Raw genomic sequence first — 24,880 nt, forward strand, 5'->3', positions numbered from 1 at the left:
ATCATAGCACGTAGCACTAGTATGAAGCGAAGCACTTGTTCAATGAATGGTATCATAAACGAAAACCGGACTGTCAGTTAATCTGACAGTCCGGTTTATTTAAACATGTTAGAAAGAACTTTCCTTCTCACATACGGCATACTCATAGTTTGCTGAATAAGCCAGTGTCTTAAATAAGGCACAGTTGACAGCACATCGAATGCCTTATAACGATAACGATAAAGCAATGTGCCCATAGAGAATACAATAACTATCCATGTCAATACGCGAGTCATTTCCACTCACCTCATTTTCATTTACAATTATTGTGCTCCATATGAGGCGGCATTATTCCTAAGTAACACTGAAATTCCCACTAAATCGTCAACCATTGCTCTTCAGTTATAATATGTTGAACTGGAATATCAAATCCTTCGAAAGGCAGCTCTCTTGTAACTTGTTTTTTAGATACAAGCGAAACCGTCACACCTCTATAATCCGCAAGGAATCGGTCATAAAACCCTCCTCCAAATCCAATTCGATAACCTTTTCGATCAAAGATTAATCCTGGTACGACCAATAGATCAATTTCTTCCTTCTTGACAGCTTCTGCTTTAGCAGGAGATGGTTCCTGTAAACCGTAATAAACAACTTCCAATTGTTCATAACTCTGTAAATTATAAAATGTAAGCGTTTTTAATTCGGGATTACATTTAGGCACGACGACTTTCTTTCCTTGCTCCCACGCTTTTTCAATGATCGGTTGTGTGGACCATTCATGAGAAAGTGAAACCGTCACGGCAACAACTTCAGCCGAATTCCACAATGATGATTGAAACAGTTGATTATGTATCGATATTTCTATATCATTTTTTTCTGCTTCGGTATAAGAACTCAGCAGGGACTTTCCTTTAATTCGCCATTTGTTTTTATTCATTTGTTCCCCTTTCTATGGTACAAAAAAACAGCAGGAAGAATTCCTGCTGTTTATTTTGTTTCACGATGAAGCGTATATTTGCCTAGTCGCGGGCTGTATTTATTTAGCTCCAGACGCTCAGGATTGGTACGCTTATTTTTTGTAGTAATATAATTACGGTCACCAGTTTCAGTGCAAGCAAGTGTAATGTTTACACGCATGATTTATCCCTCCAAACATGATTCAATTCAATTCTATGCTAATAATCAGACCTTATAATAATATCAAATGTTTATACAGCTTTCAAGTACATATTTCTTGTTATTCTATGATACATCATAGATATCCTTGTCATTCTATGGTATAAATAAAAGAGTTAGGAGTGAAGAGAATGATCCCAAGTATCATTACACTTGCTTCTGTGGCCCTAATATTATTTATTGTGTCATTTTTCATGAATGACCGGCTTAGGGACGTTGAAGATCAAGTAGAACAACTGTCTTTACAGTACATGCAAGAGAGTTATCAAATGAAGAAAAAGCTGAATGTTCTGGAGGAAGAATTACTTTCCAGTGATTTAACGGAAGAGATTCTAAAGCAATCTCATTCTAATATGCAGAGTCCTCCTTTAATTGCTAACATTCAAAACTTGCATCAATCAGGATATTCTACAGCAGAGATTGCTAAAAAAACTAACCTGAACGAATATGACGTACATTCCATTGTCCTCCAATTTAAACATGAGGGTATTTCCAAATGAAACAGTCCGTACGTTCATTTTCAATTGGATTAATGGCTGCAACTCTTATTTTAAGTATTTTTTACTGGATGGAACCTAAGGAAATGGCAGGAAAGGCACAACAGCTTTCCGAAGATGATATGATCAGAAAACTCGAGAGTGGTGGATACCATATTTTCACTGATTCACAGCTCGAAGATGAAAAAAACCAGGTTGGGACAGTGCAGGAAACTACTGTAAAAAAAGATACTCCAGCAGAACCACCTGCAAAAGTGACTTTTGCGATAGAGTCTGGCATGAGTTCAACTGAGATTAGTCACATGCTTGCTGATGCAGAATTAATTGATGATGTAGAAGCCTTTGACGAATATATGCGCAAGCAAGAACTCAGTCGATACATACAAATTGGTGAATATGAAGTTCCACGGGGAATGACAATAGAACAAACTGCTGATATTATTACCTCAAAATAAAGGCTGTCTCCTCGGAGTCAGCCTTTATTTCTATCATCGATTACAAGCACTTTCTAATTTAAACCGTACGTTTTTCCTTTTACTAAATAGAAGACACTTTCGCCAATATTAGTAATATGATCCGCAAATCTCTCAATATAGCGTGCCGTGTATGCCATTTGCATAATGTGCTGGATTTGTTCTGGATTAACTGCTGTAAATTCAAGCAGCTCCCGAACAATTTTTCCATAAAGGGCATCGACCTCATCATCCATTTCAGCAAGCTTTTGCGCGAGTGAAATGTCTTCGTGCTCAAATGCTTTAATAGCCAAGTCGACCATATCCATCGCCAGGACTGCCATTTCTCTCAGTTCAGGATTGATCTTTATTCCATGTTTATCTCCTAAATGGATAGTAGCCTTAGCCACATTTGTAGAATGATCTGCCATCCTTTCCAGATCAGACGAAATTTTGATAGCGACAATTAATCGTCGCAGGTCTGTCGCCACAGGTTGTTGCTTAGCAATGGTTAAGATGGCTTCTTCGTTAATTTGCTCCTCTTTTGCATCTATAAAAGCATCGTCTTCCATAATCTGTCTAGCTTTATCCACATCCCCCTGATAAAGCACATGGATTGCTGTATCCAGTGATTCCTTAACATCAAGGGAAAGCTGTTTAAGTTGGTCTTTTATGCTTAATAATTCCTCGTCAAATTGAGCACGAATCGGCATTCAAACCCCTGCCTTCCTTATAGTTTTTTAACCAAAACGACCTGTAATATAGTCTTCCGTCCGCTTATCACTTGGATTTTGGAACAATTCATCCGTTTCAGCAAATTCGATTAACTCACCATTTAGAAAAAAGGCTGTTTTATCTGAAATACGTGCTGCTTGCTGCATATTGTGGGTTACAATAACAATACTGTACTTTTTCTTAAGTTCTTGTACAAGCTCTTCTACTTTTAAAGTCGAAATCGGATCCAGCGCTGAAGTCGGCTCATCCATTAAAATCACATCAGGCTCTACCGCTAAAGCACGAGCAATACAAACGCGCTGTTGCTGCCCGCCTGACAAGCCATAGGCATTTTCGTCTAAACGATCTTTCAGCTCATCCCAGATCGCAGCATCTCTTAAACTCTTCTCCACAATTTCATCAAGTATTGCTTTTTTCTTAATCCCATGCACACGTGGTCCATAGGCCACGTTATCATAAACGGATTTCGGAAATGGGTTGGGTTTTTGAAAGACCATCCCTACCTTTGCACGTAGCTCTTCTACATGAAATTTATCCTCATAGATATTCTTATCACGATATTTTATGGTTCCTGAAGTTTTGACAATAGGAATCATTTCCACCATTCGATTCAGGGCCTTTAAATAAGTCGATTTACCACAGCCGGAAGGGCCAATAATAGCCGTAACCCTTTTTTCCGGAATTTCCATATTGATTTTATATAATGCCTGATCAGAACCGTACCACAAGTTTAAGTCCGATACTTGAAAGACTTTGCTCTCTTCCTCAACTGTTTTCTTTTGATGGTCGCCCTTCGTCCGGTTTTCGACGCTTGTAGTAGTTTTCATGTCTTTTCTTTCATCCAATTTAACTGTCATTTGAAACCCTCCACATCAAAATTTATAGGCGTTTCTGAAATTTATTTCTAATACCTACTGCAATAGCGTTCATCATCAACAACACAACGAGCAATACGATAATCCCAGCTGCTGCCACATACTGCCACTCTTCCTGTGGTCTACCTGTCCAGTTATATATTTGAATCGGCATGACCGTGTATTTTGAAAGTAAGGAATCTGGTAACGTATAAATAGCCGTGGCAGCGCCAACGATAATTAGTGGAGCTGTTTCACCTATTGCTCTGGAAAGTGCGATAATCGTCCCGGTTAGCATACCAGGAAGAGCAGCAGGAAGAATAATCCGGGCAATGGTTTGCCACTTCGATGCTCCCATACCATAAGATGCTTCTCTCAATTCGTTTGGTACTGAACGGACAGCCTCTTGTGAAGCCACTACGATAACGGGCAAGATCAATAAGGCCATCGTCAACCCGCCTGCCAATAATCGGTAACCAATACTGAACATATAAACGAAAAATGTTAAGCCTAACAAACCAAATACAATGGAAGGAACCCCAGCTAGGTTTTGAATATTTGCCCGTATAAATTCGGTGAATTTATTTTTAGGCGCATATTCTTCTAGATAAATTGCTGTAGCCACTCCAATGGTGACGGCAATAGCAGCTACAATTACCATTAACATAATTGATCCAACTAGTCCTGCCCATATCCCTGCCTCTTCAGGAAATGGAGCCGGGAAACTCGTAATGTAATCCCAGCTCAAGTATCCAATTCCTTGATTCAAGACTCTATAGAGAAGTAAGGCTAGAAAAATCAGTCCAATCAATGTAGCTGCGAAAAATCCCGTTTTCATTATGGCATTGAGCCACAATCTCTTCTTTACCTTTCGATTTATTGGTCGTTCCTTGTGCTCAAGCATTAGTATTCCTCCCTATACTTACGTGAAATATATTGTGATAACAAGTTCATTAATAGAGTGAAAACAAACAGTGTTATCCCGACAGCATATAAACTGTAGTAAATCGTCGATCCGTAAGTTGTATCCCCAGTAGCTGCCTGTACAATAAAAGCTGTCATGGACTGGATCGACTCTGTCGGATTAAACGTAAGGTTAGGTGTTGCTCCAGCGGCAATCGTAACAATCATCGTTTCACCAATTGCACGGGAAACAGCTAATACTATCGAGGAAATAATGCCGGAAAGCGCTGCAGGAAGAACGACCTTGGTGACTACCTCAAACCTAGTAGAACCAACACCATAGGCTCCTTCCCGTAAGCTATTCGGTACAGAGTTCATAGCATCTTCTGATAAAGACGCTACCATTGGAACGATCATGATTCCGACAACAATTCCTGCACTTAGAGCGTTAAAGATACCCAAGCCCGGAATGAATGATTGAAGAATAGGTGTTACGAAAGTCAGAGCGAAAAAACCATAAACGACTGTAGGAATTCCCGCTAACACTTCTAAAATTGGCTTAATCGTTCTTCTAACACGATCACTGGCATATTCACTCAAGAAAATAGCCGCCATCAAGCCTATTGGCACGGCCACAATTGTAGCAATAGCTGTGATCAGCAGGGTGCCTCCAATTAAAGGCGCCACCCCAAACTCGCCTGTCCATGGGGACCAGTTGGTACCCGTATAGAACTGAACGATATTGACCTCGGAAAAAAATCCGATTGATTCTCTTAATAACGTAAACAGAATCCCGACCGTAGTTAGGATACTTACACATGCACATAATAATAAAAAGACGGGGATGACTTTCTCAAACCTGTTTGCAAAACTTTTTCTCTGTCTTTTCTGTTCAATTAATTGCTGAACGTTTAGTTCTGTTCCCTCAGACTGCAAAAGTTTATCCATCGGTAAACTCCTTTCATCCATAACCGGAGGTGAGACGATTATGTTTCGCCTCACCTCAACTGAAAATTTTCTGTTCTATCTACTTTTCAGAAGCCCACTTCTTCACTTGTTCAAGCTGTTCCTTGTAACGTTCCTCTGGAAGAGCAACATATCCTACCTGTTTAGCTGCTTCACCCGCATTCTTAAGGGTGAATGTAACGAAATCAAGTACCTGCGGCTTCGTCTTAAGAGACTCTACATTTACGTACGTGTAAAGAGGACGAGACAGTGGGGTGTACTTTCCACTCTGAATGGTTTCATTCGTTGGTTTAACAGGGTCCCCTTCTCCATTATCAATACCTAAAGCTTTAAGTTTGTCTTTATTTTCTGCAAAGTATGCATAACCGAAAAATCCAATCGCATACGGATCATTAGCGATTCCGCGAACGAGCACATTATCATCTTCGGATAATGTCGTATTCTCGCCTTCCTTCAACGGCTGTTCTTCTAGGATAACTTCGTTAAAATAATCAAATGTGCCTGAATCATGCCCAGGGCTAAAGATTTTAATTGTTTTATCAGGCCATTCCGGATTAATATCTGACCACTTTGTAGCCACGGAAGACTCTAAGAAAATCTTTCTTAATTGCTCTAGTGTAAGGTTTTTCACAAAATCATTCTGTTGACTAACAACTACCGTGATACCATCTTTAGCTATCTCAAGAGGTTCTAGTTTGATACCATTTTCCTCCGCTATAGCTTGTTCTTCTGGTTTAATCTCTCGTGAAGCATTAGTTAAATCAACTTCACCGCGAGTAGCCTTTTTGAATCCTCCACCGGTCCCTGAAGCGTTAACGGTTGGTGACGTTTCGGGATGCTCCTTTTGGTATTGATACGTTAATGCTTCCATGATAGGAAAGACTGTAGAAGATCCGTCGATTGTAATCGGTCCAGATACTGTTGATCCCTCGCCGGAACTACTTTCACCATTTGCACTGTCCTCAGATCCACATGCTGCCAGCGCTCCAATAATCAAAACAAAAGCTGCTAACAATGCTGCCTGTTTAATTCTTTTCATTTCTTCTCCCCCTAGTCATTCTGAAATGATATGGAGCCAGCTTAACCAGCTCTCACTTTGTATACTAGGACTATATATTTAAGGCGATATGAAATGGATGTTAAGGTTTTGTAAATTAGTGCAGAAAATTGTATAAAAAAATGATGCACAAATGTGCATCATTCCTTTTCTTGCGAAAGAAGGTTTTTATCAATTCCCTCTTCGGCCCGTTGCTCTTTTATTTCAAAATAAGCATCTAAAATCCTTCGTCCAATTTTATAGTTAATCGGAGTGTTTGCTTCATTACCGACATATGGAACCATGACAGAAAATGCGACTTCCGGATCATTGTAAGGAGCATAACCTACCAGAGCTAAGTTTTCTGTATTTACTACCTTCGTATCTTCTCCCCCATTAATGGGAATATATTTAGCCGTTTCGGCAGTTCCTGATTTACCGGCTGCATTGTAATCAACATTACGAAAATGACTATAAGCTGTTCCACCAGGAAGAAATACTTCTCTAAACCCTCGCTGGACACGTCCAATATTATCCTCGTTCATTTCGAGCGTATTTAATACAGTAGGATCGTATTCTTTATAAATTTCTCCTAAGCCTTCGCCGACACGGCTAGGGTTGTGTATTTCACTGACTAATCGCGGCTTTAAGCGTTTGCCGCCATTGGCGATTGTTGATACATACTGATTAAGCTGCATAGCTGTATAGGTGCTATACTGTCCGATTGCAAAGTCAAGAATGTTACCAGGACCGGGATTATCGCCTTTAAATCCAGTCGCTTCAAACGGAAGATCTATCCCTGTTTCTACACCTAATCCAAATTGCTGGAAGTTATATAAAAACGTCTGGAACGTATCATCCTGCAAGTCTAAAGGGGCATTTCTCTCATAGTGAGCGCCGCCCAACCAAATAGCAATAAAAAACATATACACGTTGGAAGACTCTTTTAAAGCAGATAAATAATTTACAGGTCCAAGTGTAGAATAAGAACTCTTCTCGTCTGTTCCTTTAATTTTTAATGGACGGTCATAAACGGTTGTGGAAGGTGAGATAACACCTTCGTTAAAACCAGTCAGCACCGTCGCTCCTTTGACCGTTGAACCGGGAGCGTAGGCATTATAGACAGCCATATGTGACCAATCCGATACCAATTCTTCACCGGCTTCACGGTCATGATTGTAATGCTGGCCGGAAATAGCGAGAATTTCTCCTGTCATCGGGTCAGACATGACAACAATGGCATTTTCTAAGTATCGATTTTCATAGGGAGCCTGCTGAACAGCTGAAATTAGCTCTTCTTTTACGATCTGATCTACTTTACGCTGCAGCTCCATATCAATAGTCAACACAAGATCTTTCCCGCGGGATCCTTGTCTGACTACTTTAGAGTCAACAATATTATTACTGCTGTCAGTCGTGTATTGTACCTTTTCTTTTACACCGCGAAGCACTTCTTCATACTGTTGTTCAAGACCACTGACTCCTACTCGGTCATTTCTACTATAATCCAGTGACATGTAATATTCTAACCGTTCGCGAGGAACTCCTTGTTCTCGACTGGTGATGTCCCCTACATAATTTTTAAATGTATTGCCAAACGGATACTCTCTTTCCCAATCAGAAGTCACATTAATGCCCGGAAGTTCTGACAGATGCTCCGCCACAGTCGAATATTCTTTTTGAGAAATATTTTCATTTTTTATAACATGAGGAGCTAAAGCATAGGCCTTATCCAATTCCTTTTTAATCGCAATAATTTCTTTCGTTTGATCATCGTAAGAGTTTACTTCTTCTTCTTTTATACTGTCTAACTGAAGTTGATACACTTCTCCATTATCAAGTCCTTTTGCTTCTTCTTCCGTTACTCGTTTGCGTATCTCTTCTTCATTTTCCAGAAAAAAGTACTCTTTTAAATCGCGTGTAGTCAATACATCTTCAAATTCCATATCCATGTATTTTGCTAGCTTTTTCGCAAGCTTTAGTTTGTCTTCAGACTGAACACCTTTCGGCGGTGTATATGTAATCGAATAGAGTGGTTCATTTACGACAATTGGCCGGCCAAAACGGTCATACATTTCTCCCCTAGGTACTGGAATCGTAGTCGTTGTGTTTTCCGTGCGATTAACTTTTTCTTGTGCTGCTTCCCCCGTTAGTATTTGAACAACTCCAAGCTGTAGTATTAAAGTAGCAAATAATAAGAAAACAACAAAAAAGATAATATTTAAACGGAAAGGGACATGTGATTTTTTCTTTTTCTTCCCCATATTTGTATTCCTCTCCCCTTACTAACAATGTTCCATATTATAGTATATCACTTATACCTGCACCAGAATAGTCGAAGCAAGGAAGAAAAAGTTTCATTCCTGGACAAATTTCATTTTTTTCAAGTTAATATCTTTAATAAAGAAATAGACGAGTAAATGGCCGGCACCTACAATTAAGAGAATGTATGGTATTCCAGTTTCCGGGGGAATGATCATAATGGCCAGTAAAAAAGTAAGAATCGATAAAACTCGTCCTCCATCCAGGAATATTTCTCTTACCACGATGTATTCGATCCTCATTTCCCCTGCGTTCCAGGACTTCCCTATAACATCGTAAGTCAAAGAAACATACGGAACGTAAAAAAACGGAAAGAAAATACCAGCAATAGCGCCATAAAGAAGGAGCAGCCCGAGACTGTCACTAATGATTAGCAAAAACACAGAAAGCGACAAGGCTAACCCTGCAAAAAATATTGCCTTTTTTCTGTATCTCGGCCTTACCCATTTACCTACTAAAAAGAAAAACAAAAATGAAAATCCCGAGTAAACCAAGTTAAAGACACCGAGCGAAAATTCACTTTTTGTTAAAAGGAAAATCCAAATTGATACAGCAAATAAGAAGGTCCCTTCTCGAAAACCCTGGGATACATGTGCTTGTAAAATGCGGTTCCAACTATCATTATTTTTTCTTTCATCCATGATTCTTCTGAATGAAAAGTTTCCCTTCGCCTTTCGCCTCGATAATCCAAAACTTACCATAACCGCAACGATGAACAAGGTAAACGAAATACCAAAAATCACTGTGTATCCTGTAAAGTTATCTAACCTTGAGATAACAAATCCAGCAAAAAGCGGCCCTGTCATCCCTCCAAATGATTGAAGTATCCCTAGAAATCCATTAAAGAAATCCCTGGTGTCCGGCTCTGTGATTTCGAATGTCAATACATTAAAGGCTAACCAGTAAAACCCATATCCTACGCCAAGCAGTGAGCCCAGAAACAAATTATACGACGCGGCATGTTCCCCTATTATTAGTACCATTAGAAAAAATAAAGAGAGAACGGTTACTCCCGCTCTCAAAACGATGACCCGATCTATCCGTTTTGTCCACTTTCCAGCCACAATAAAAGTTAAAGGCTGCATAATATATATACACAAATTATAAAGCGCAATCTCAGAATAACTGTTCGATTGTTTCCACAAGTATATATTAACAAACGTACTCGACAGAAAAATCCCAAGAGAATACAGACCACCAATTAACAATAAAAGGAGTAGATCTCTTGATACATTCTCTTGGTTCAGCCAAGTCTTCAGCATTCTCATCATAGTCGTATATCTCCTTTACATTCTGCTCTTAGTGTTGGCAGAACAGAGGCAGATATACAAAAAAAGAGCGTCACGGAAATTACCGTGACGCTCTTTTTGAAGTTGAATTATTTAGCTGCTTCGAAACGCTTCGCTACTTCATCCCAGTTTACTACGTTCCAGAATGCTGCAACATAGTCAGGACGACGGTTTTGATAATTTAGGTAGTAAGCATGCTCCCAAACATCAAGACCAAGGATTGGAGTTTTACCTTCCATGATTGGAGAATCCTGGTTAAGTGTATCAATGACTTCAAGCTCGCCATTATTTACAACAAGCCAAGCCCAACCTGAACCAAAACGACCTTTTGCAGTTGCTTCAAATTTTTCTTTAAACTCGTCAAAGCTACCGAAAGTATCGTTAATTTTCGTAGCAACTTCACCAGTTGGCTCACCGCCGCCATTTGGAGAAAGAACAGTCCAGAACAAGCTATGGTTTGCGTGCCCACCACCATTGCGGCGAACGGCAGTACGAATATCTTCTGGTACAGCTGAAAGATTATTCGCTAAAAGCTCATCCAATGATTTGTCTTGAAGAGATGTATTTCCTTCAAGCGCTGCATTTAGTTTAGTCACATAAGTGTTATGGTGTTTCGTATGGTGGATGTTCATTGTCTCCTTATCGATTGTTGGTTCCAATGCATCGTAAGCATAAGGTAATTCTGGTAGTTCAAATTTAGCCATGATTAAACTCCTCCTTTTATAATATGTACAACTGATTAGTTCAAATGAACCTCTCTATTGTACAATACCAAACGGTTTTTTTTGTTGCAAATTTTTAGCATAATAAAATTTGCATCCGATACTACTAATACCCCGCACCATGGATTCTCAAACATACTAATATATATTATGCAAAATTTATAGCTGGCTTTTGGAGGAAGACACAAAAAAACAAGCAATTCGTATTGCTTGTTGAAAGTTCAAATGGTGGCTCGGGACGGAATCGAACCGCCGACACACGGATTTTCAGTCCGTTGCTCTACCGACTGAGCTACCGAGCCGCTATATAATATTTTTTGGTTGCGGGGGCAGGATTTGAACCTGCGACCTCCGGGTTATGAGCCCGACGAGCTACCAGACTGCTCTACCCCGCGGTAATGTGGATGAACCTTTATTTGGTTCCCATAATATTTTTTGTAAGACTGCTCCTCACGTTGCAAGTGACTTCGGTGATGCTTACGCTCGTCGCATGACCTACTCGGTCTTGCTCTACCCCGCGATAATGTGGGTGAACTTTTTACGCGGTTCCCGCTAACAGTAGAATGGCGGAGGAGGAGGGATTCGAACCCCCGCGGGCCGTGAAGCCCCTGTCGGTTTTCAAGACCGATCCCTTCAGCCAAACTTGGGTACTCCTCCGCGATTTTATGGTGGACCCTGCAGGACTCGAACCTGCGACCGATCGGTTATGAGCCGATAGCTCTAACCAGCTGAGCTAAGGGTCCAACATGGGGCGGTTGATGGGGATCGAACCCACGAATGCCGGAACCACAATCCGGTGCGTTAACCACTTCGCCACAACCGCCATAATTAAAAGGAATTATATGTATTAAAAATTAACTCAATGTTAACTGGGTAACGATTATTATTCTGTATCATCTAAACAATCAGAAGGAGTTATTAGTAGCGGCGGAGGGGATCGAACCCCCGACCTCACGGGTATGAACCGTACGCTCTAGCCAGCTGAGCTACACCGCCATATTGATCGCTACAACGAAGCGACGCATATTAATATACCATGTTTAAAAACAGTCTGTCAACAAAAACTTCAGCATTTATGTACGAGTTAATTTCGCGACAAAAATAATATAGCATGCCCTGACCGAGCTTTCAATACCTTTTAACAAAATTATTATTAAAAAACAGAAGGACAGTGCTCAAAACATGCCCTTCTGTTTGTCTTGCATTATAAGCTTTCTTTCTCTCCTAGAACTTCTTCTGCAATATTTACCGCATGGTCCCCAATACGTTCAAGGTTGCTCAGCATATCCACGAAAACTATTCCGGCTTGTCCAGAACATACCCCTTCATTCATACGAATAATGTGTTTTTTACGGAAACTGCGTTCCATACGATCCAACTCATTTTCTTTCTGTACGACGGCCAAAGCTTCTTCCCTGTCCATACTTTCAAGTGCCTTGGTCGCTTGTTTCACCGTCATTAATGTTAAATCAAGCATATCATTCAAATCTTTTAGTGCCTGTTCAGTTAAATCAATTTTATTTGAATTCTTGTAATCGATCAATTCGATAATGTTCTCAAAATGGTCCCCTATCCGTTCTATATCTCTTACGGAGTCCATCAAAGCCGAATGCTTATGACTATCCTCATCTGTTAAAGAAGCTTGCGAAAGAGAAACCAGGTAATCGGTTATTTTCCTGTCTAAATTATTGAGTGCTTCCTCAATTTGCATAGCCATTTCAGAATGCTTTTTCTGTTTATTATTTAAATACAAACTGGTTTCTTCTAAACCTTTATAAGCATATTCACCCATGCGGATGACTTCTTCCTTGGCTTGATCTAAAGCCAGAGATGGAGATTGTTCAATAAAGATTGGGTCTAGATGCTGTGGTTTAAATTCAATGACAGAATCATCACCTGGGATGAGACGGGTGACTATCCAAGCCAATACAGCTATAAACGGAAATTGTACAATAGTATTTAGAATATTAAATGACCCGTGGGCAAAGGCAATGGTCATTTCAGGTTCTAAATTCAGCGCCTCTCTCAGCCAGTCAACGTAGGCTGTATAAGGTACTAAGAGAATCAGGGCTACCGTGGTCCCAACAACGTTAAATATAACATGGACGAATGCTGCTCTCCTAGCTGCTACACTGGCACCGATGGCGGCAAGAACTGCTGTTATGGTGGTTCCTATGTTGTCTCCGAACAGTACAGGCAAAGCAGCTTGCAAGCTGATCAAACCTTCCCCAAACAGCCCCTGCAAGATACCGATAGTTGCACTGGAGCTTTGTACAATAACTGTGAATAGTGTTCCAATAACTACCCCGAGGATCGGATTGTTACTCATACTGACTGTAAGCTCCTGGAAGGCGTCAAGTGAACGAAGTGGTTTCATTCCCCCACTCATTAGTTCAAGACCGAAGAAAAGTGAACCTAGTCCAAATATAGTTTGTCCAAGATAAGTAACTCGCTTATTTTTAAAGAAGAATATTAAAAATGCACCAACAGCTAGAATGGGCAGACCATATGCTTTAATATCGACACCGATAATAAATGCTGTCATCGTAGTTCCGATGTTAGCCCCCATGATAACACCAATAGCTTGTCGTAACGACATAAATCCTGCGTTAACAAGCCCAACAGTCAATACTGTTGTCGTGGAACTACTCTGGACTAATGCTGTTACTAAAGCACCTGAAAGAACTCCTAAAAAAGGGTTCCTAGTGAAGCGGTCAAGCAGGTCGCGCAATCGGTCTCCTGCCACCTTTTGCAGACCATCTCCCATATATTTAATACCAAAAAGGAATATACCTAGACCACCAATGAATTGAAATATCATTTGTTGAACATTGATATCCACTTTCCTCCACCCTTTCTCATCCAATTATTTTACATATTTTTATCTTTATAAACACCTTTCTCATTATTGCCGATCATGATTTGGTTTGTAAAGACAATCTCGAAATCTTAACATTAAATTTACATTCCTTTTTATATAGTTTAGTTTTACTTGCATATACGGTGGATTGTCGATTACTATAGAAACGGAAAATAAAGGAGATATAACCATGAGTAAAACGCAACAGCTAATCAAAAGTTTCTACCATTTCAAAATGCTCGCAGCTTTCCGCATTCAGCCAGTAGGTAAAGCCATCAGCTACCTCTTTTATTTAAGTTTGGTTGTCCTTATTCCTGTACTAACCAGTTCAGTCTATACATATTTAAGTGGTCAAGATACATTAAACGGTACCATAAGCCGAGGAATTTCAAGCGGTATATTTGTGGTCATCTTCCTGCCGTTTATTTTTTTCTTAATTGCTCTCAGTCTATTTGTACTCGTATCGATTATCGCAGCGTTAGCCATTCCTTACATACAAATTAAAGGCTTACGAGCTGATTACAAACAGTTATGGAACATTTCAGCATTTGCCATTACCGCCCCCACTTTGGTTCTTGTTACTGTGGAATCTTTCATATGGTCTGGTTCCATGCTGATTTATTTATATTTACTTTTTTCACTGTCTTATGTTCTATACACACTTAGGTTTCTCCCTAAACGCCCTAAATAACCCCTTTGCTACAATAAGCAAAGGGGTTCAGATGGGAATCACTCTTCAATTGTGTTTTTTTACGAGAATCTTCGTACCATCGACAGCCATTACCTTGACTTGTTCATTTTTATAAATCCATTTTCCATTTGATAATGCACTATATTCTTCTTCACCAATTTTTATCGTACCTGATGGTCTCATATCAGTTAATGCTTTACCAGTAAGACCGACTAAGCCCGCATACGATTCTTTCATTGAATTATATCCCATCTCTGCAGATAACTGATCAACGAGCGTAATTTTCGTCCACATGTCACGCCTTTTAAAAACTTTAAGAAATAACAGCGAAGCTGCTCCTCCAATCAGTACTCCAATCACACTATACATCCCGGCTATCCAGTTAGGGGCCGTCAAACTCACAGCAATAATCATAACTGCTACGCCTATTGTAGCGAGCGTGCCGTCATTCACGACTTTTCCATCTATTATAATTAAAATTAACCCAAACAAATAAACAACCATCATCATTACAAACATGTCAAATGTTAAATAAGAAGAAAAGTATATGGTTATAAAGCCTAATCCAAGCAAACCTAATAACCCTCGCATATTTACTAACAATTCACCGATTAGAAACATCGTCCCAAATAACGTGATCAGTAACACAACCCAATTATAGGAAAGTAAGTCCATCTAGTTCACACCCTCTCGCCTTCACTTCAAGATAATATATATACGATTCATGTTTAGAAAATGTTTCATGTTTATTGATTGATTTTAAAACTATGTAAACCATGATATAATCTGTTAAGCTGTTCACACAAGAAAAGTACTGACACAAAATATTTACATTCAAATTGTCTTTATTCAAGGGGCATGACTTCTCATTTGCAAGAATACCCCTTATAATTAAGGATGGTTATAAAGTAAAACCTTTTTTCATATATAAAGGAGCGATTCTATATGGCAATAACTCACAGAAAAGATACCCGCCCTGTAAAAGTGGGAGATCTTACAATTGGTGGAGCAGATCAAGTTGTGATTCAATCCATGACGACAACTAAAACACATGATGTGGAAGCTACTGTGGCAGAAATTAAACGTCTCGAAGAAGCAGGCTGTCAAGTTGTCCGGGTAGCTTGTCCTGATGATCGTGCAGCAGATGCCATTCCTGAAATAAAAAAACGTATTAACATTCCACTTGTTGTAGATATTCATTTCGATTATAAAAAAGCGTTAAAGGCTATCGAAGGTGGAGCTGACAAGATCCGAATAAATCCTGGTAATATCGGTAAACGAGAAAAGGTTGAAGCAGTCGTGGAAGCTGCCAAAGCTAAAGGAATTCCAATTCGTATTGGAGTGAACGCTGGGTCATTAGAACGCCATATCTTAGAAAAATATGGTTATCCAACAGCTGAAGGTATGGTGGAAAGTGCGCTTCATCATATTAAAATTCTTGAGGACCTTGATTTCCATGATATTATCGTTTCACTTAAAGCTTCTGATGTTAAATTAGCGACTGAAGCATATGAAAAAGCAGCTGAAGCCATTTCCTACCCTCTTCATTTGGGGATTACTGAATCTGGTACGCTGTTTGCCGGAACGGTTAAAAGTGCAGCAGGGCTTGGAGCTATCCTAAGCAAAGGGATCGGAAGCACGCTAAGAATCAGCTTGAGCGCTGACCCAGTCGAGGAAGTTAAAGTAGCCCGTGAACTTCTTAAATCCTTTGGGCTGGCATCAAATGCGGCAACATTAATTTCTTGTCCTACTTGCGGACGGATTGAGATCGACTTAATTGCGATTGCTAATGAAGTCGAAGAATATATTCAAACGATCAAAGCACCGATTAAAGTAGCTGTTCTCGGTTGTGCTGTGAATGGGCCCGGCGAAGCTCGTGAAGCCGATATAGGTATAGCAGGTGCAAGAGGAGAAGGACTACTGTTCCGACACGGGGAAATCATTCGTAAAGTTCCAGAGGAAATCATGGTAGATGAACTGAAAAAAGAAGTGGATAAACTTGCTGAAGAACATTATGAAAAAGAACGTCTAGAAAAAGAAAAACAAAACGCATAATTGCAGAAAAAGGTGGACCGATAAACGGTCCACCTTTTTTGCTTTTGCTAAAATATATTGGCTGCCGAGGCAAAGAATAAGGAGAACAATATTGATACAGCACTAATAATAAGTGCCATATTTCCAAGTGTATCTGCACCTTGACGTTTTCCAATAATACCGAAGACGATCCCCACAATCCCTAATAAAAGGGGAGCAAAGAAAAAGGAAAGGATAGCTGCGGATAACCCTATCCATGCCATACCTGTATTCACTTCATCCTGCATTGTAGTCTCACGCTCATCAGAGTTCATTGCCTGATTCATCGGCATTGCTTCTTCAGCAAACTCTTCCTCATAGCTGTCTCCGTATACTGGATCATTAGATCTTTCTTCAGCATCGCTTACTTGATCTAATTGATCTTCAGTTTCCGGAGTTTCCTCCGTACTATGATTCCCTACCCTTTCTTTGGGTTCATTCATGAGATAATCACCCTCACTTTCTAATTGGAGAATCAAGTATAGTATGTGAAGGGATCTCTTTTTTAATGAAGGAAGTTGATGGGAATTAATGATGGAAATAATTCATTTAATATGCACTGATTAGTGGAACAATTGCCTTCTCCTATCATACGTTGTATGGAATAAGGAAACGGAGGAGTATCGATATATGAAACATGTGGCACAACAGATTGTGATGCAGAAATTAAGGCAATTAACTGTTGAGGATATTCTTCACTACAGCCAAAAATACCATATTAAGGTAACTAAAAATGAAGCCAAACAAATTGTGACCGCTCTTAAGAAAAATCAGGAAAATCCTTTCGATCCTGCTGGAAGAAAGCGTATGTTGAAAAATTTAGCGGCCATCACTTCTACTGAAACTGCAAAATCAGTTCAGCACATACTCATTAAACTTGCTAAGGAACACGGTGTTGAACATTGGCTTCAATAAAAAAGAGAGTGCCTTAATGCACTCTCCTTCAAATTATTGCTGCATAATTTTATCCTTTAATTCTTCATCATAATTTCCCGCTTTCAGCATATCAATTTCAAAACGATAAGGAGGCTTTTTATTTTTCTTATCCTCTCCTACATAGGGTGTTTCTAAAATTTTCGGAACATCTTTAAAACTCGGATGGTGGACAACATAATGCAGGGCTTTAAAACCGATATGTCCAAAACCAATATTCTCATGTCGGTCTTTTCTTGCCCCTTGAATGTTTTTGCTATCGTTCACATGAACAACCTTGATACGATCCACTCCGATAATCCGGTCGAATTCATTGAGGACGCCGTCAAAATCCTCTACAACATTATAGCCAGCATCATGAATATGACAAGTGTCCATGCAGACCGAAAGCTTTTCATTTAACGTCACACCTTCGATAATTTCTGCAAGCTCTTCGAAACTTCGTCCGCATTCTGAGCCCTTGCCAGCCATTGTTTCTAAAGCGATCTGTACATTCTGATCTTTGTGCAGTACTTCGTTCAATCCCTCAATAATCTTTGGAATCCCTTTGTCGACTCCCTGCCCTACATGTGAGCCAGGATGCAAAACAATTTGCTTTGAACCTAAAGCTTCCGTTCGGTTAATCTCATTCTTTAAAAAGTCTATCCCTAGTTGAAAGGTCTCTGGCTTAGTAGTATTACCGATATTTATAATGTATGGCGCGTGAACAACAAATTCATCGATACCATTTGCCTTCATATGTTCAGTTCCGGCCTCAATATTTAATTCTTCAATTGGACGCCTTCTCGTATTCTGGGGTGCGCCAGTATAGATCATAAATGTAGATGAACCATATGACTCAGCTTCCTCACTCGCACCTAACAGCATTTTCTTCCCTTTCATGGAAACATGTGAACCAATCTTAACCATATTTTTCACTCCTCTAACTATTTCCGCTTACCTCGATAACTGTCTCTTTTTAATTTTTTCGTATTTTGATCTACTTTACGTTTCATCTTCTTTTTATAACCAGGCTTCACTTTTTTCGGTTTTCTAACCATCTGTTTGGCCTGTTTTTCAATATCCGATTCTCTGCGAGTTCGTTTTTGCCGTTCTTTATAGGAATGGGTTTCTTTCCATTCTCCGTTCGATACTTCATAATAAGCAAATGTAAGGCCGCGCTTCTCTAATTTCTCAATCAATGGAAAGTCATCTTGTGAATAGAGGTTGATGGCTGTCCCTTCCAATCCGGCTCTTGCTGTTCGCCCCACTCTGTGTATATAAAATTCTTCTTCCTTCGGCATTTGTGCGTTTATGACATGGCTGACTCCTTGAATATCAATTCCTCTTGAGGCAAGGTCAGTAGCCACAATATATTGATATTTCAGCCCCTGAATATCTTTCAGCATACGCTTCCGTTCTCTCGGGGACAATCCACCGTGAATGATTCCAGTTTCTAAACCCCTGTCTAATAATTTATTGGCGAGCTCATCAGCATGAGCCTTCCCATTAGTAAAAATAATTGCTAAATAAGGCTGAATGCTCTTCGTAATATTCATAATCACGTCAGCAGGCTCTTTATGCCGCAATGCAACTAACCGATGTTCCATCGATTCAGGGGAAGGTTTATGATCTTGAATTTGAATATGAGTCGGATTTGTAAGGTACTTTTTTAAAAATGGCTGAAGGCGTTCTGGTATAGTAGCCGAAAACACTAACATCTGGAGATCTTCATTCATACGAACAAGAATTTGGTCTACCTCTTCGATAAATCCTAGATCAAGCATTAAGTCTGCCTCATCAAGTACAAAGGCATTAGCCTGGTACAAATCGAGAGCTTCCTCCTTGACCATGTCCAAAATTCGGCCAGGTGTCCCTACAACAATGTGAGGCGGGTTGGATGCCAGCTTTTCCATCATTTTTTGTTTGTCTGTACCGCCAATCACAAGCTTCGCTTTCCAAACTTCCTTTTTACCAGCAAACTGAATTGCTTTTCTTACTTCTTCATAAATCTGTGTAGCTAACTCCCTGGTTGGCGCTGTTACCACAAACTGCACATGGTTTTCGTCATCGTTCAACTGATTGAACAATGGTAATAAGTAGGCATGGGTTTTTCCAGAGCCTGTATGTGACTGCCCGATCAGACTTTCTCCACGTAACGCCGATGGAACGACTTCTTTCTGTATAGGTGTCGGCTCGTTAAAGCCTAACTGTTCTATAATTTGATCTACATTGTTATTAATTGCGTATTGTTTAAACGAATGATTGCGCATTCCTTAACTCCTTTAAAATAAATTGTTCCTTTTCTATTATAACCTGAGACTAGAGAGAATTGCACGAGGATGTAGACATTCTTTGTCATCTGTGCCATTACCATTTATAATAAGAGTGGAGACGAGAAATAGTTTGGCTTATAGAGGAGGACTTATCAAATGGAAGTCATAAAGATCGCACCTCGCGGTTATTGCTACGGAGTGGTAGATGCTATGGTAATTGCTCAAAATGCTGCCAAAGATCCCAATCTGCCACGCCCTATATATATTCTAGGTATGATTGTTCACAACTCACATGTAACAAATGCATTTGAAAATGAAGGAATTATAACAGTCGACGGAAAAGATCGTCTTGGACTGCTGGAGGACATTAACGACGGTACAGTCATCTTCACAGCTCATGGCGTCTCCCCGGAAGTAAAAGAGCGAGCGAAAGCAAAGGGACTGACAACTCTTGACGCCACGTGTCCAGATGTTACAAATACTCATAATTTAATTCGTGACAGAGTGGCAGAGGGCTATGAAATAGTTTATGTAGGTAAAAAAGGACACCCTGAACCAGAAGGCGCGATGGGAGTTGCGCCAGGTAAAGTTCACCTCGTACAAACAGAAGAGGATGTGGAAGATCTGCATCTAGATCATGATAAGCTTCTCATTACTAACCAGACAACGATGAGTCAATGGGATGTTTATGACGTAATGGAAAAAGTCCGGGAGAAATATCCTCATGTCGAGAAACATCAAGAGATTTGTATGGCTACCCAAGTTCGTCAGGAGGCTGTATCCGAGCAGGCTAAAGACGCTGATTTAACACTTGTGGTCGGTGATCCAATTAGTAATAATTCAAATCGTCTGGCCCAGGTCTCTCAGGAAGTTGCTGGTACACCAGCCTACCGAATTGCTGATATATCCGATTTAAAACTGGAGTGGCTCGAAGGTGTACAAAAAGTAGCCGTAACTGCCGGCGCATCTACACCCACACCGATCACAAAAGAAGTCATTAAGTTCATTGAACAATATGACTCCAAGAAAGAGGACGAATGGAGCCTTGAATCAAAAGTAGAACAGAAAAAGATTCTTCCTCGGGTAAAAGCTAAAAAGAAATAAAAAACAAAAATTGCCTGGGACAAAATTTAATTAAGCAACAAATAATCCGGACGATTCTAGTGGAATCAGTCCGGATTATTTGTTACTAAGAAAGGGTTTCTGACATCCCTTCGTCAACCCCAAAGGAGTCTGCGTATTTTGACTACACTAAGGATCTGCATTTATACTATTTCTTTACTTATGTCCCAGCCTCATTTCACCTTTATTATTGGCTATTATTAAAGATTGGAGTTCATCTACTACATTACATAAAGCGGAACGGTTCTGTAAGAGAACGTGATACAACAAATGTAACCTGTGAGCCGCACTGCTCTTGTAAGAGTTGCTGCAGCCTTGGTGCTACAACTTTTTCTACATGATGACCTGGATCAATTAACGCTAGACCCATTTGCTCTGCATCCTGCGCTAAATGAAAAGAAAGATCTCCTGTAATATACACATCCGCACCTGCCTTCTTGGCGTCATGGATATATTTCTCTCCACTCCCTCCAAGGATGGCAACTGTCTTAACTAATCGATCAGGAGCACCTACATACCGTAAAGCCGGGACATCGTACTGTCGTTTCACCCGATTACATAAGTCCTCCAGGGTAATCTCGTTTGAGAGTTTTCCCACTCTTCCTACTCCCCTCTTCTCACCTACATTAAGTACTGGATAAAGATCATATGCAGCTTCCTCATAGGGATGTGCATGATTCATAGCACCTAGCACAGAAGATAGTTTTGACTTTGGAAAAATCGTCTCAAGCCGATATTCATCAACTTTTTCTAACTCTCCTCGCTGTCCAATAAAAGGGTCAGTACCATCAAGCGGCATAAACGTTCCTTGACCTGCTGACTGGAAAGTACAATGACTATATGCACCTATATGACCTGCACCTGCTTCACTTATTGCATTTCGAAGTGGATCTGCAAAGTCTTTAGGTACAAACACAGCAAGCTTCACTAACTCATCCTGGCCAGTTTCTATCATTGGCACTAGATTCTTAAGCCCCAAAAGGTCTGCCATCACATCATTTACTCCTCCAGCTGCCACATCTAAGTTTGTGTGAGCTGCATAAACAGCGATACCGTGCTGGATCAACTTGCTGATGACTCTGCCTTTCGGTGTGTCCGTATTGATTTGCTTTAAAGAAACAAACAATAAAGGATGATGGGCGATAATTAAATCTACGTTCTTTTCAACAGCCTCATCTACAACACTTTCCACTACATCCAGCGTGACCATCACATTGCTTACGGGCTTATGTAGCGACCCTACCTGAAGACCCACATTATCCCAGTCAAACGCATAGTGTTTCGGGGAGATCTGTTCTAGCTGCTGAACAACATCCTTTGCCTGAATTTGGTTTTTCATGGTTCAAGAGCCTCCTTTATCCACTCCAATTCTTTTTGGAATTGCTTCATTTTCAATTGATCAGGTTGTTTGGAACCGCTCATCTGTTGCAATATACTTTCTTTCTTACTTTTTTCCTGCTGCCATTTCTTTTTAAACACTGAATTGTTTTCTTTTAATAGAAAAGGTCCGAGCCACATTTGTTTTTGCAGAGTCTCATCGTCATAATTTATTCCCGGCTCTCCCTTTTCAGCCATTAGTACTTCGTAAATATGGCCATTCTCTTCAAGAATAGTTTCCTGAACTAAACAAAATTGATTATCGTAAAACCATTTACGGACCGTGCGGGCATCAATGTTTGGCTGGGCAATAATTCTGGATACTCGACCTAATTTATCTTTTCCCTGTTCTAAAATATCCCGGATAAGCGGCCCTCCCATACCTGCAATAACAACTTGTTGCACTTCATCTGCTCCTAAAACCATTAAGCCATCTCCCAGCCTGACATCTATCCGATCAGCTAACTCATGTGAACGGACTTCTTGGACAGCGCTATGATAGGGGCCTTTATTCACCTCTCCGGCTACAGCCTTGGCTTTATCATCATGAAGACAAACATAACAAGGAAGATAGGCATGATCTGAGCCTATATCGGCGAAACACGCCCCTTCAGGCAAGTATTCTGCCACCTTTGCAAGACGCTCGGATAGTTTTGTTACCTTCATAAATCACTTTCCTTTCAAAAAAGAAAAGCTTTCTGGAAGGAACAGAAAGCTTTTCTCATCGGTTTATTTTTTTTCAGCCAGCCATTGGGCTAGCTTCGCTGCTTGCTCTCCTGTATAGAGACCGGCAGGCATTTGTGAGCCCTTACCATTTATGATGATATCCTGAATTTCTTCTGCAGAGTAACGGCTTCCAACTTGTTGCAGATTTGGTCCGATTCCTCCACTTAAGTCACCACCATGGCAGCTGGCACATTTAGCCTGGAACATTTCTTCCGGACTGGCATCCGCCGTCTGCTCTTGTCCTCCACCTTCTTCTTCATTCTGAATTGCTTCTTTTTGGTTTACACCTATCCCTGAAATAACAATCATAGCTAAAATTCCTAAAACAGCAATAATTGCAAAAGGAATCACAGGGTTTCTTTTCATAACTTGCATCCTCCTTATGTATTCCTCTTTTAGTGTAACAACTATCTTACAGACTATACTTATTTTACTTGAAAAGCTCTATTTAGAAAAGGGTAAACGTATGAAAACTTATAAAACAATCATAAAACTTTGAAAGAAAGACTAATGACCTGCAGCTTTTTCCTAATAAAGCAAAATAATTATATGGTAGTAATGAGCATCAAACAAATGTCGACAAAAGCCCTGTTTGCAATATGAAGCTCAATTCAGTAAAATAAATGACAAGAAATGATTGGAGTCGCAGCTACTTTAGTGACGGTCTCCATTGGATGAACTAATGTGTATTCGCCTCTATGAGGTGTAAAAAAAGAGGGACCCTCCCACTAAACAATTTTAGCAAGGGACCCTCGTGACCATGGATTTCATTCTATTCCATAAAGTCTTTCAAACGTTTGCTTCTGCTAGGATGTCTGAGCTTACGAAGAGCTTTTGCTTCAATTTGACGGATTCGCTCTCTTGTTACGCCAAATACTTTCCCAACTTCCTCAAGAGTACGAGTGCGTCCATCATCCAGGCCAAAACGAAGGCGAAGTACATTCTCTTCACGATCAGTCAGGGTGTCCAATACATCTTCCAGCTGTTCTTTCAACAATTCATAAGCAGCATGGTCGGATGGGGAAGTAGCTTCCTGATCTTCAATGAAATCACCGAGATGTGAATCGTCCTCTTCTCCAATAGGAGTTTCAAGAGAGACTGGTTCTTGGGCAATTTTTAGGATTTCACGGACCTTATCAGGAGTAAGTTCCATGTCCTGAGCAATCTCTTCTGGAGTAGGTTCACGTCCCAGGTCCTGTAGTAATTGTCGCTGAACACGAATTAACTTATTAATCGTCTCAACCATGTGAACTGGAATTCGAATTGTACGTGCCTGATCTGCTATAGCACGGGTAATAGCTTGTCTTATCCACCATGTAGCATACGTACTAAACTTGTATCCCTTGCGGTAATCAAACTTCTCTACCGCTTTAATTAGACCCATATTTCCTTCTTGGATCAAATCTAAAAAGAGCATTCCTCGACCAACATACCTTTTTGCGATACTAACGACTAAACGTAAGTTCGCTTCTGCAAGATCACGCTTCGCTTCTTCGTTGCCGTTTTCGATGCGTTGAGCCAAACTTATTTCGTCCTTGGCCGATAAAAGATTAACTCTTCCTATTTCTTTAAGGTACATCCGAACAGGATCATTTATTTTAACACCTGGAGGCACGCTTAAATCGTTTAAATTAAATTCTTCTTCTTTATTCAGCTGCTGCATGCTAGGATCTTGATCCGAATCACCAATTACCTCTACACCCTGCTCATTCAAGTGCTCGTAATACTCATCCATTTGATCTGAGTCTAACTCAAAGCTCGAAAGTTTCTCTGCCACTTCCTCATAGGCAAGAACCCCTCGTTTTTTACCCATTTCAAGCAATTGCTCTTTTGCTTGCTCCAGGGTCAATTCAGTTTCATTTTCTTTAGAACGTGATGGCTGTTGTTGCTTATCCGCCATAAGTCCCCCTCC

At 40.2% G+C, this 24,880-nt stretch carries 26 protein-coding genes and 6 tRNA genes; 6 read left to right on the forward strand and 26 right to left on the reverse strand.

Features of this window, described 5'->3' with window-relative positions:
• Positions 1-95 precede the first annotated feature (95 nt).
• From G6R08_RS01465 to rpmG, 3 genes are all read right to left on the reverse strand, one after another.
• Entirely contained in the window at positions 96-275 is a 180-nt protein-coding gene (locus G6R08_RS01465) for a hypothetical protein (RefSeq protein ID WP_163526364.1), read from the reverse strand.
• A gap of 80 nt (positions 276-355) precedes the next feature.
• Positions 356-916, reverse strand: coding sequence for a 5-formyltetrahydrofolate cyclo-ligase (locus G6R08_RS01470; protein ID WP_163526365.1), 561 nt, complete (start codon positions 914-916; stop codon positions 356-358).
• 50 nt (positions 917-966) lie between these two features.
• Positions 967-1,116 (reverse strand): 50S ribosomal protein L33, encoded by a 150-nt coding sequence (rpmG, locus tag G6R08_RS01475; RefSeq protein ID WP_079530279.1) that lies wholly within the window; start codon positions 1,114-1,116, stop codon positions 967-969.
• Positions 1,117-1,286: 170 nt separating this feature from the next.
• On the opposite strand from rpmG, the gene G6R08_RS21925 reads away from it, so the two are divergent.
• Both G6R08_RS21925 and G6R08_RS01485 read left to right on the forward strand, forming a co-directional pair.
• Complete coding sequence (locus tag G6R08_RS21925) at positions 1,287-1,655, forward strand: hypothetical protein (RefSeq protein WP_205439383.1); 369 nt, start codon at positions 1,287-1,289, stop codon at positions 1,653-1,655.
• Positions 1,652-2,107 (forward strand): MltG/YceG/YrrL family protein, encoded by a 456-nt coding sequence (locus tag G6R08_RS01485; RefSeq protein WP_163526366.1) that lies wholly within the window; start codon positions 1,652-1,654, stop codon positions 2,105-2,107. Before G6R08_RS21925 ends, G6R08_RS01485 begins: the two co-directional genes overlap by 4 nt.
• 53 nt (positions 2,108-2,160) lie before the next feature.
• Here the strand turns inward: G6R08_RS01485 and phoU are convergent, their stop codons facing one another.
• The 15 genes from phoU to G6R08_RS01560 all read right to left on the reverse strand — a co-directional run bounded on the left by phoU (position 2,161) and on the right by G6R08_RS01560 (position 13,773).
• Positions 2,161-2,817 (reverse strand): phosphate signaling complex protein PhoU, encoded by a 657-nt coding sequence (gene phoU, locus G6R08_RS01490; protein ID WP_163526367.1) that lies wholly within the window; start codon positions 2,815-2,817, stop codon positions 2,161-2,163.
• Positions 2,818-2,844: 27 nt separating this feature from the next.
• Positions 2,845-3,696, reverse strand: coding sequence for a phosphate ABC transporter ATP-binding protein PstB (pstB, locus tag G6R08_RS01495; protein ID WP_240339629.1), 852 nt, complete (start codon positions 3,694-3,696; stop codon positions 2,845-2,847).
• A 22-nt stretch (positions 3,697-3,718) separates the two neighbouring features.
• Positions 3,719-4,597: a phosphate ABC transporter permease PstA gene (gene pstA, locus G6R08_RS01500; protein WP_163526368.1), complete on the reverse strand. Its 879-nt coding sequence runs from the start codon at positions 4,595-4,597 to the stop codon at positions 3,719-3,721.
• Positions 4,597-5,544 carry a phosphate ABC transporter permease subunit PstC gene (pstC, locus tag G6R08_RS01505; RefSeq protein WP_163526369.1) on the reverse strand — a complete coding sequence of 316 codons (948 nt, stop codon included), beginning with the start codon at positions 5,542-5,544 and terminating at the stop codon, positions 4,597-4,599. Before pstC ends, pstA begins: the two co-directional genes overlap by 1 nt.
• Before the next feature lie 79 nt (positions 5,545-5,623).
• Positions 5,624-6,601: a PstS family phosphate ABC transporter substrate-binding protein gene (locus G6R08_RS01510; protein WP_163526370.1), complete on the reverse strand. Its 978-nt coding sequence runs from the start codon at positions 6,599-6,601 to the stop codon at positions 5,624-5,626.
• A 158-nt stretch (positions 6,602-6,759) separates the two neighbouring features.
• Complete coding sequence (locus tag G6R08_RS01515) at positions 6,760-8,862, reverse strand: peptidoglycan D,D-transpeptidase FtsI family protein (RefSeq protein WP_163526371.1); 2,103 nt, start codon at positions 8,860-8,862, stop codon at positions 6,760-6,762.
• A 93-nt stretch (positions 8,863-8,955) separates the two neighbouring features.
• Positions 8,956-10,191 (reverse strand): MFS transporter, encoded by a 1,236-nt coding sequence (locus G6R08_RS01520; protein ID WP_163526372.1) that lies wholly within the window; start codon positions 10,189-10,191, stop codon positions 8,956-8,958.
• A 107-nt stretch (positions 10,192-10,298) separates the two neighbouring features.
• Complete coding sequence (locus G6R08_RS01525; RefSeq protein WP_163526373.1) at positions 10,299-10,913, reverse strand: superoxide dismutase; 615 nt, start codon at positions 10,911-10,913, stop codon at positions 10,299-10,301.
• Between the two features lie 244 nt (positions 10,914-11,157).
• Positions 11,158-11,233: transfer RNA gene (locus G6R08_RS01530), tRNA-Phe, on the reverse strand.
• 16 nt (positions 11,234-11,249) lie between these two features.
• Positions 11,250-11,326 (reverse strand) — tRNA-Met (locus G6R08_RS01535).
• Between the two features lie 169 nt (positions 11,327-11,495).
• Positions 11,496-11,588, reverse strand: a tRNA-Ser gene (locus G6R08_RS01540).
• A 9-nt stretch (positions 11,589-11,597) separates the two neighbouring features.
• Positions 11,598-11,674: transfer RNA gene (locus G6R08_RS01545), tRNA-Ile, on the reverse strand.
• Between the two features lie 4 nt (positions 11,675-11,678).
• Positions 11,679-11,754: transfer RNA gene (locus tag G6R08_RS01550), tRNA-His, on the reverse strand.
• A 99-nt stretch (positions 11,755-11,853) separates the two neighbouring features.
• Positions 11,854-11,927: transfer RNA gene (locus tag G6R08_RS01555), tRNA-Met, on the reverse strand.
• Between the two features lie 208 nt (positions 11,928-12,135).
• Positions 12,136-13,773 carry a Na/Pi cotransporter family protein gene (locus tag G6R08_RS01560; protein ID WP_163526374.1) on the reverse strand — a complete coding sequence of 546 codons (1,638 nt, stop codon included), beginning with the start codon at positions 13,771-13,773 and terminating at the stop codon, positions 12,136-12,138.
• 208 nt (positions 13,774-13,981) lie between these two features.
• Between G6R08_RS01560 and G6R08_RS01565 the strand changes: the two genes are divergently transcribed.
• The gene (locus G6R08_RS01565; protein WP_163526375.1) at positions 13,982-14,482 is read left to right on the forward strand and encodes a DUF1189 family protein; all 501 of its coding nucleotides are present in this window, start codon (positions 13,982-13,984) and stop codon (positions 14,480-14,482) included.
• A gap of 45 nt (positions 14,483-14,527) precedes the next feature.
• Here the strand turns inward: G6R08_RS01565 and G6R08_RS01570 are convergent, their stop codons facing one another.
• Entirely contained in the window at positions 14,528-15,157 is a 630-nt protein-coding gene (locus G6R08_RS01570) for an NfeD family protein (RefSeq protein WP_163526376.1), read from the reverse strand.
• Between the two features lie 276 nt (positions 15,158-15,433).
• Between G6R08_RS01570 and ispG the strand changes: the two genes are divergently transcribed.
• The gene (gene ispG / locus G6R08_RS01575; RefSeq protein ID WP_205439451.1) at positions 15,434-16,537 is read left to right on the forward strand and encodes a flavodoxin-dependent (E)-4-hydroxy-3-methylbut-2-enyl-diphosphate synthase; all 1,104 of its coding nucleotides are present in this window, start codon (positions 15,434-15,436) and stop codon (positions 16,535-16,537) included.
• Positions 16,538-16,584: 47 nt separating this feature from the next.
• Here ispG and G6R08_RS01580 read toward each other — a convergent pair whose 3' ends face one another.
• Positions 16,585-16,998 carry a DUF4190 domain-containing protein gene (locus tag G6R08_RS01580; RefSeq protein ID WP_163526378.1) on the reverse strand — a complete coding sequence of 138 codons (414 nt, stop codon included), beginning with the start codon at positions 16,996-16,998 and terminating at the stop codon, positions 16,585-16,587.
• 187 nt (positions 16,999-17,185) lie between these two features.
• Between G6R08_RS01580 and G6R08_RS01585 the strand changes: the two genes are divergently transcribed.
• Positions 17,186-17,470, forward strand: a complete 285-nt coding sequence (locus tag G6R08_RS01585) for a DUF2624 domain-containing protein (protein WP_163526379.1) — start codon at positions 17,186-17,188, stop codon at positions 17,468-17,470.
• Between the two features lie 33 nt (positions 17,471-17,503).
• On the opposite strand, the gene G6R08_RS01590 is transcribed toward G6R08_RS01585, so the two are convergent.
• Together G6R08_RS01590 and G6R08_RS01595 are read right to left on the reverse strand one after the other, a co-directional pair.
• Positions 17,504-18,397, reverse strand: a complete 894-nt coding sequence (locus tag G6R08_RS01590) for a deoxyribonuclease IV (RefSeq protein ID WP_163526380.1) — start codon at positions 18,395-18,397, stop codon at positions 17,504-17,506.
• A 17-nt stretch (positions 18,398-18,414) separates the two neighbouring features.
• Complete coding sequence (locus G6R08_RS01595; RefSeq protein WP_163526381.1) at positions 18,415-19,740, reverse strand: DEAD/DEAH box helicase; 1,326 nt, start codon at positions 19,738-19,740, stop codon at positions 18,415-18,417.
• A 159-nt stretch (positions 19,741-19,899) separates the two neighbouring features.
• Here G6R08_RS01595 and G6R08_RS01600 point away from each other — a divergent pair, with 159 nt between their 5' ends.
• Positions 19,900-20,847: a 4-hydroxy-3-methylbut-2-enyl diphosphate reductase gene (locus G6R08_RS01600; RefSeq protein ID WP_163526382.1), complete on the forward strand. Its 948-nt coding sequence runs from the start codon at positions 19,900-19,902 to the stop codon at positions 20,845-20,847.
• A 244-nt stretch (positions 20,848-21,091) separates the two neighbouring features.
• On the opposite strand, the gene G6R08_RS01605 is transcribed toward G6R08_RS01600, so the two are convergent.
• From G6R08_RS01605 to rpoD, 4 genes are all read right to left on the reverse strand, one after another.
• A complete protein-coding gene (locus G6R08_RS01605; protein WP_163526383.1) occupies positions 21,092-22,204 on the reverse strand; it encodes a Nif3-like dinuclear metal center hexameric protein in 1,113 nt (370 codons plus the stop codon).
• Entirely contained in the window at positions 22,201-22,908 is a 708-nt protein-coding gene (locus G6R08_RS01610; RefSeq protein ID WP_163526384.1) for a tRNA (adenine(22)-N(1))-methyltransferase, read from the reverse strand. The genes G6R08_RS01605 and G6R08_RS01610 overlap by 4 nt, the downstream gene beginning before the upstream one ends.
• A gap of 63 nt (positions 22,909-22,971) precedes the next feature.
• The gene (cccA, locus tag G6R08_RS01615) at positions 22,972-23,334 is read right to left on the reverse strand and encodes a cytochrome c550 (RefSeq protein ID WP_079530300.1); all 363 of its coding nucleotides are present in this window, start codon (positions 23,332-23,334) and stop codon (positions 22,972-22,974) included.
• 406 nt (positions 23,335-23,740) lie between these two features.
• Positions 23,741-24,868: an RNA polymerase sigma factor RpoD gene (gene rpoD, locus G6R08_RS01620; RefSeq protein ID WP_163526385.1), complete on the reverse strand. Its 1,128-nt coding sequence runs from the start codon at positions 24,866-24,868 to the stop codon at positions 23,741-23,743.
• Positions 24,869-24,880 lie beyond the last annotated feature (12 nt).

It is taken from the genome of Halobacillus ihumii (assembly GCF_902726645.1).
GTDB classification, from domain to species: domain Bacteria; phylum Bacillota; class Bacilli; order Bacillales; family Halobacillaceae; genus Halobacillus_A; species Halobacillus_A ihumii.

Coding starts and splice junctions, on each gene's coding strand:
- G6R08_RS01465 (WP_163526364.1), bottom strand. CDS start 275: ATGACTCGCGTATTGACATGGATAGTTATTGTATTCTCTATGGGCACA.
- G6R08_RS01470 (WP_163526365.1), bottom strand. CDS start 916: ATGAATAAAAACAAATGGCGAATTAAAGGAAAGTCCCTGCTGAGTTCT.
- rpmG (WP_079530279.1), bottom strand. CDS start 1,116: ATGCGTGTAAACATTACACTTGCTTGCACTGAAACTGGTGACCGTAAT.
- G6R08_RS21925 (WP_205439383.1), top strand. CDS start 1,287: ATGATCCCAAGTATCATTACACTTGCTTCTGTGGCCCTAATATTATTT.
- G6R08_RS01485 (WP_163526366.1), top strand. CDS start 1,652: ATGAAACAGTCCGTACGTTCATTTTCAATTGGATTAATGGCTGCAACT.
- phoU (WP_163526367.1), bottom strand. CDS start 2,817: ATGCCGATTCGTGCTCAATTTGACGAGGAATTATTAAGCATAAAAGAC.
- pstB (WP_240339629.1), bottom strand. CDS start 3,696: ATGACAGTTAAATTGGATGAAAGAAAAGACATGAAAACTACTACAAGC.
- pstA (WP_163526368.1), bottom strand. CDS start 4,597: ATGCTTGAGCACAAGGAACGACCAATAAATCGAAAGGTAAAGAAGAGA.
- pstC (WP_163526369.1), bottom strand. CDS start 5,544: ATGGATAAACTTTTGCAGTCTGAGGGAACAGAACTAAACGTTCAGCAA.
- G6R08_RS01510 (WP_163526370.1), bottom strand. CDS start 6,601: ATGAAAAGAATTAAACAGGCAGCATTGTTAGCAGCTTTTGTTTTGATT.
- G6R08_RS01515 (WP_163526371.1), bottom strand. CDS start 8,862: ATGGGGAAGAAAAAGAAAAAATCACATGTCCCTTTCCGTTTAAATATT.
- G6R08_RS01520 (WP_163526372.1), bottom strand. CDS start 10,191: ATGATGAGAATGCTGAAGACTTGGCTGAACCAAGAGAATGTATCAAGA.
- G6R08_RS01525 (WP_163526373.1), bottom strand. CDS start 10,913: ATGGCTAAATTTGAACTACCAGAATTACCTTATGCTTACGATGCATTG.
- G6R08_RS01565 (WP_163526375.1), top strand. CDS start 13,982: ATGAGTAAAACGCAACAGCTAATCAAAAGTTTCTACCATTTCAAAATG.
- G6R08_RS01570 (WP_163526376.1), bottom strand. CDS start 15,157: ATGGACTTACTTTCCTATAATTGGGTTGTGTTACTGATCACGTTATTT.
- G6R08_RS01580 (WP_163526378.1), bottom strand. CDS start 16,998: ATGAATGAACCCAAAGAAAGGGTAGGGAATCATAGTACGGAGGAAACT.
- G6R08_RS01585 (WP_163526379.1), top strand. CDS start 17,186: ATGAAACATGTGGCACAACAGATTGTGATGCAGAAATTAAGGCAATTA.
- G6R08_RS01590 (WP_163526380.1), bottom strand. CDS start 18,397: ATGGTTAAGATTGGTTCACATGTTTCCATGAAAGGGAAGAAAATGCTG.
- G6R08_RS01595 (WP_163526381.1), bottom strand. CDS start 19,740: ATGCGCAATCATTCGTTTAAACAATACGCAATTAATAACAATGTAGAT.
- G6R08_RS01600 (WP_163526382.1), top strand. CDS start 19,900: ATGGAAGTCATAAAGATCGCACCTCGCGGTTATTGCTACGGAGTGGTA.
- G6R08_RS01605 (WP_163526383.1), bottom strand. CDS start 22,204: ATGAAAAACCAAATTCAGGCAAAGGATGTTGTTCAGCAGCTAGAACAG.
- G6R08_RS01610 (WP_163526384.1), bottom strand. CDS start 22,908: ATGAAGGTAACAAAACTATCCGAGCGTCTTGCAAAGGTGGCAGAATAC.
- cccA (WP_079530300.1), bottom strand. CDS start 23,334: ATGAAAAGAAACCCTGTGATTCCTTTTGCAATTATTGCTGTTTTAGGA.
- rpoD (WP_163526385.1), bottom strand. CDS start 24,868: ATGGCGGATAAGCAACAACAGCCATCACGTTCTAAAGAAAATGAAACT.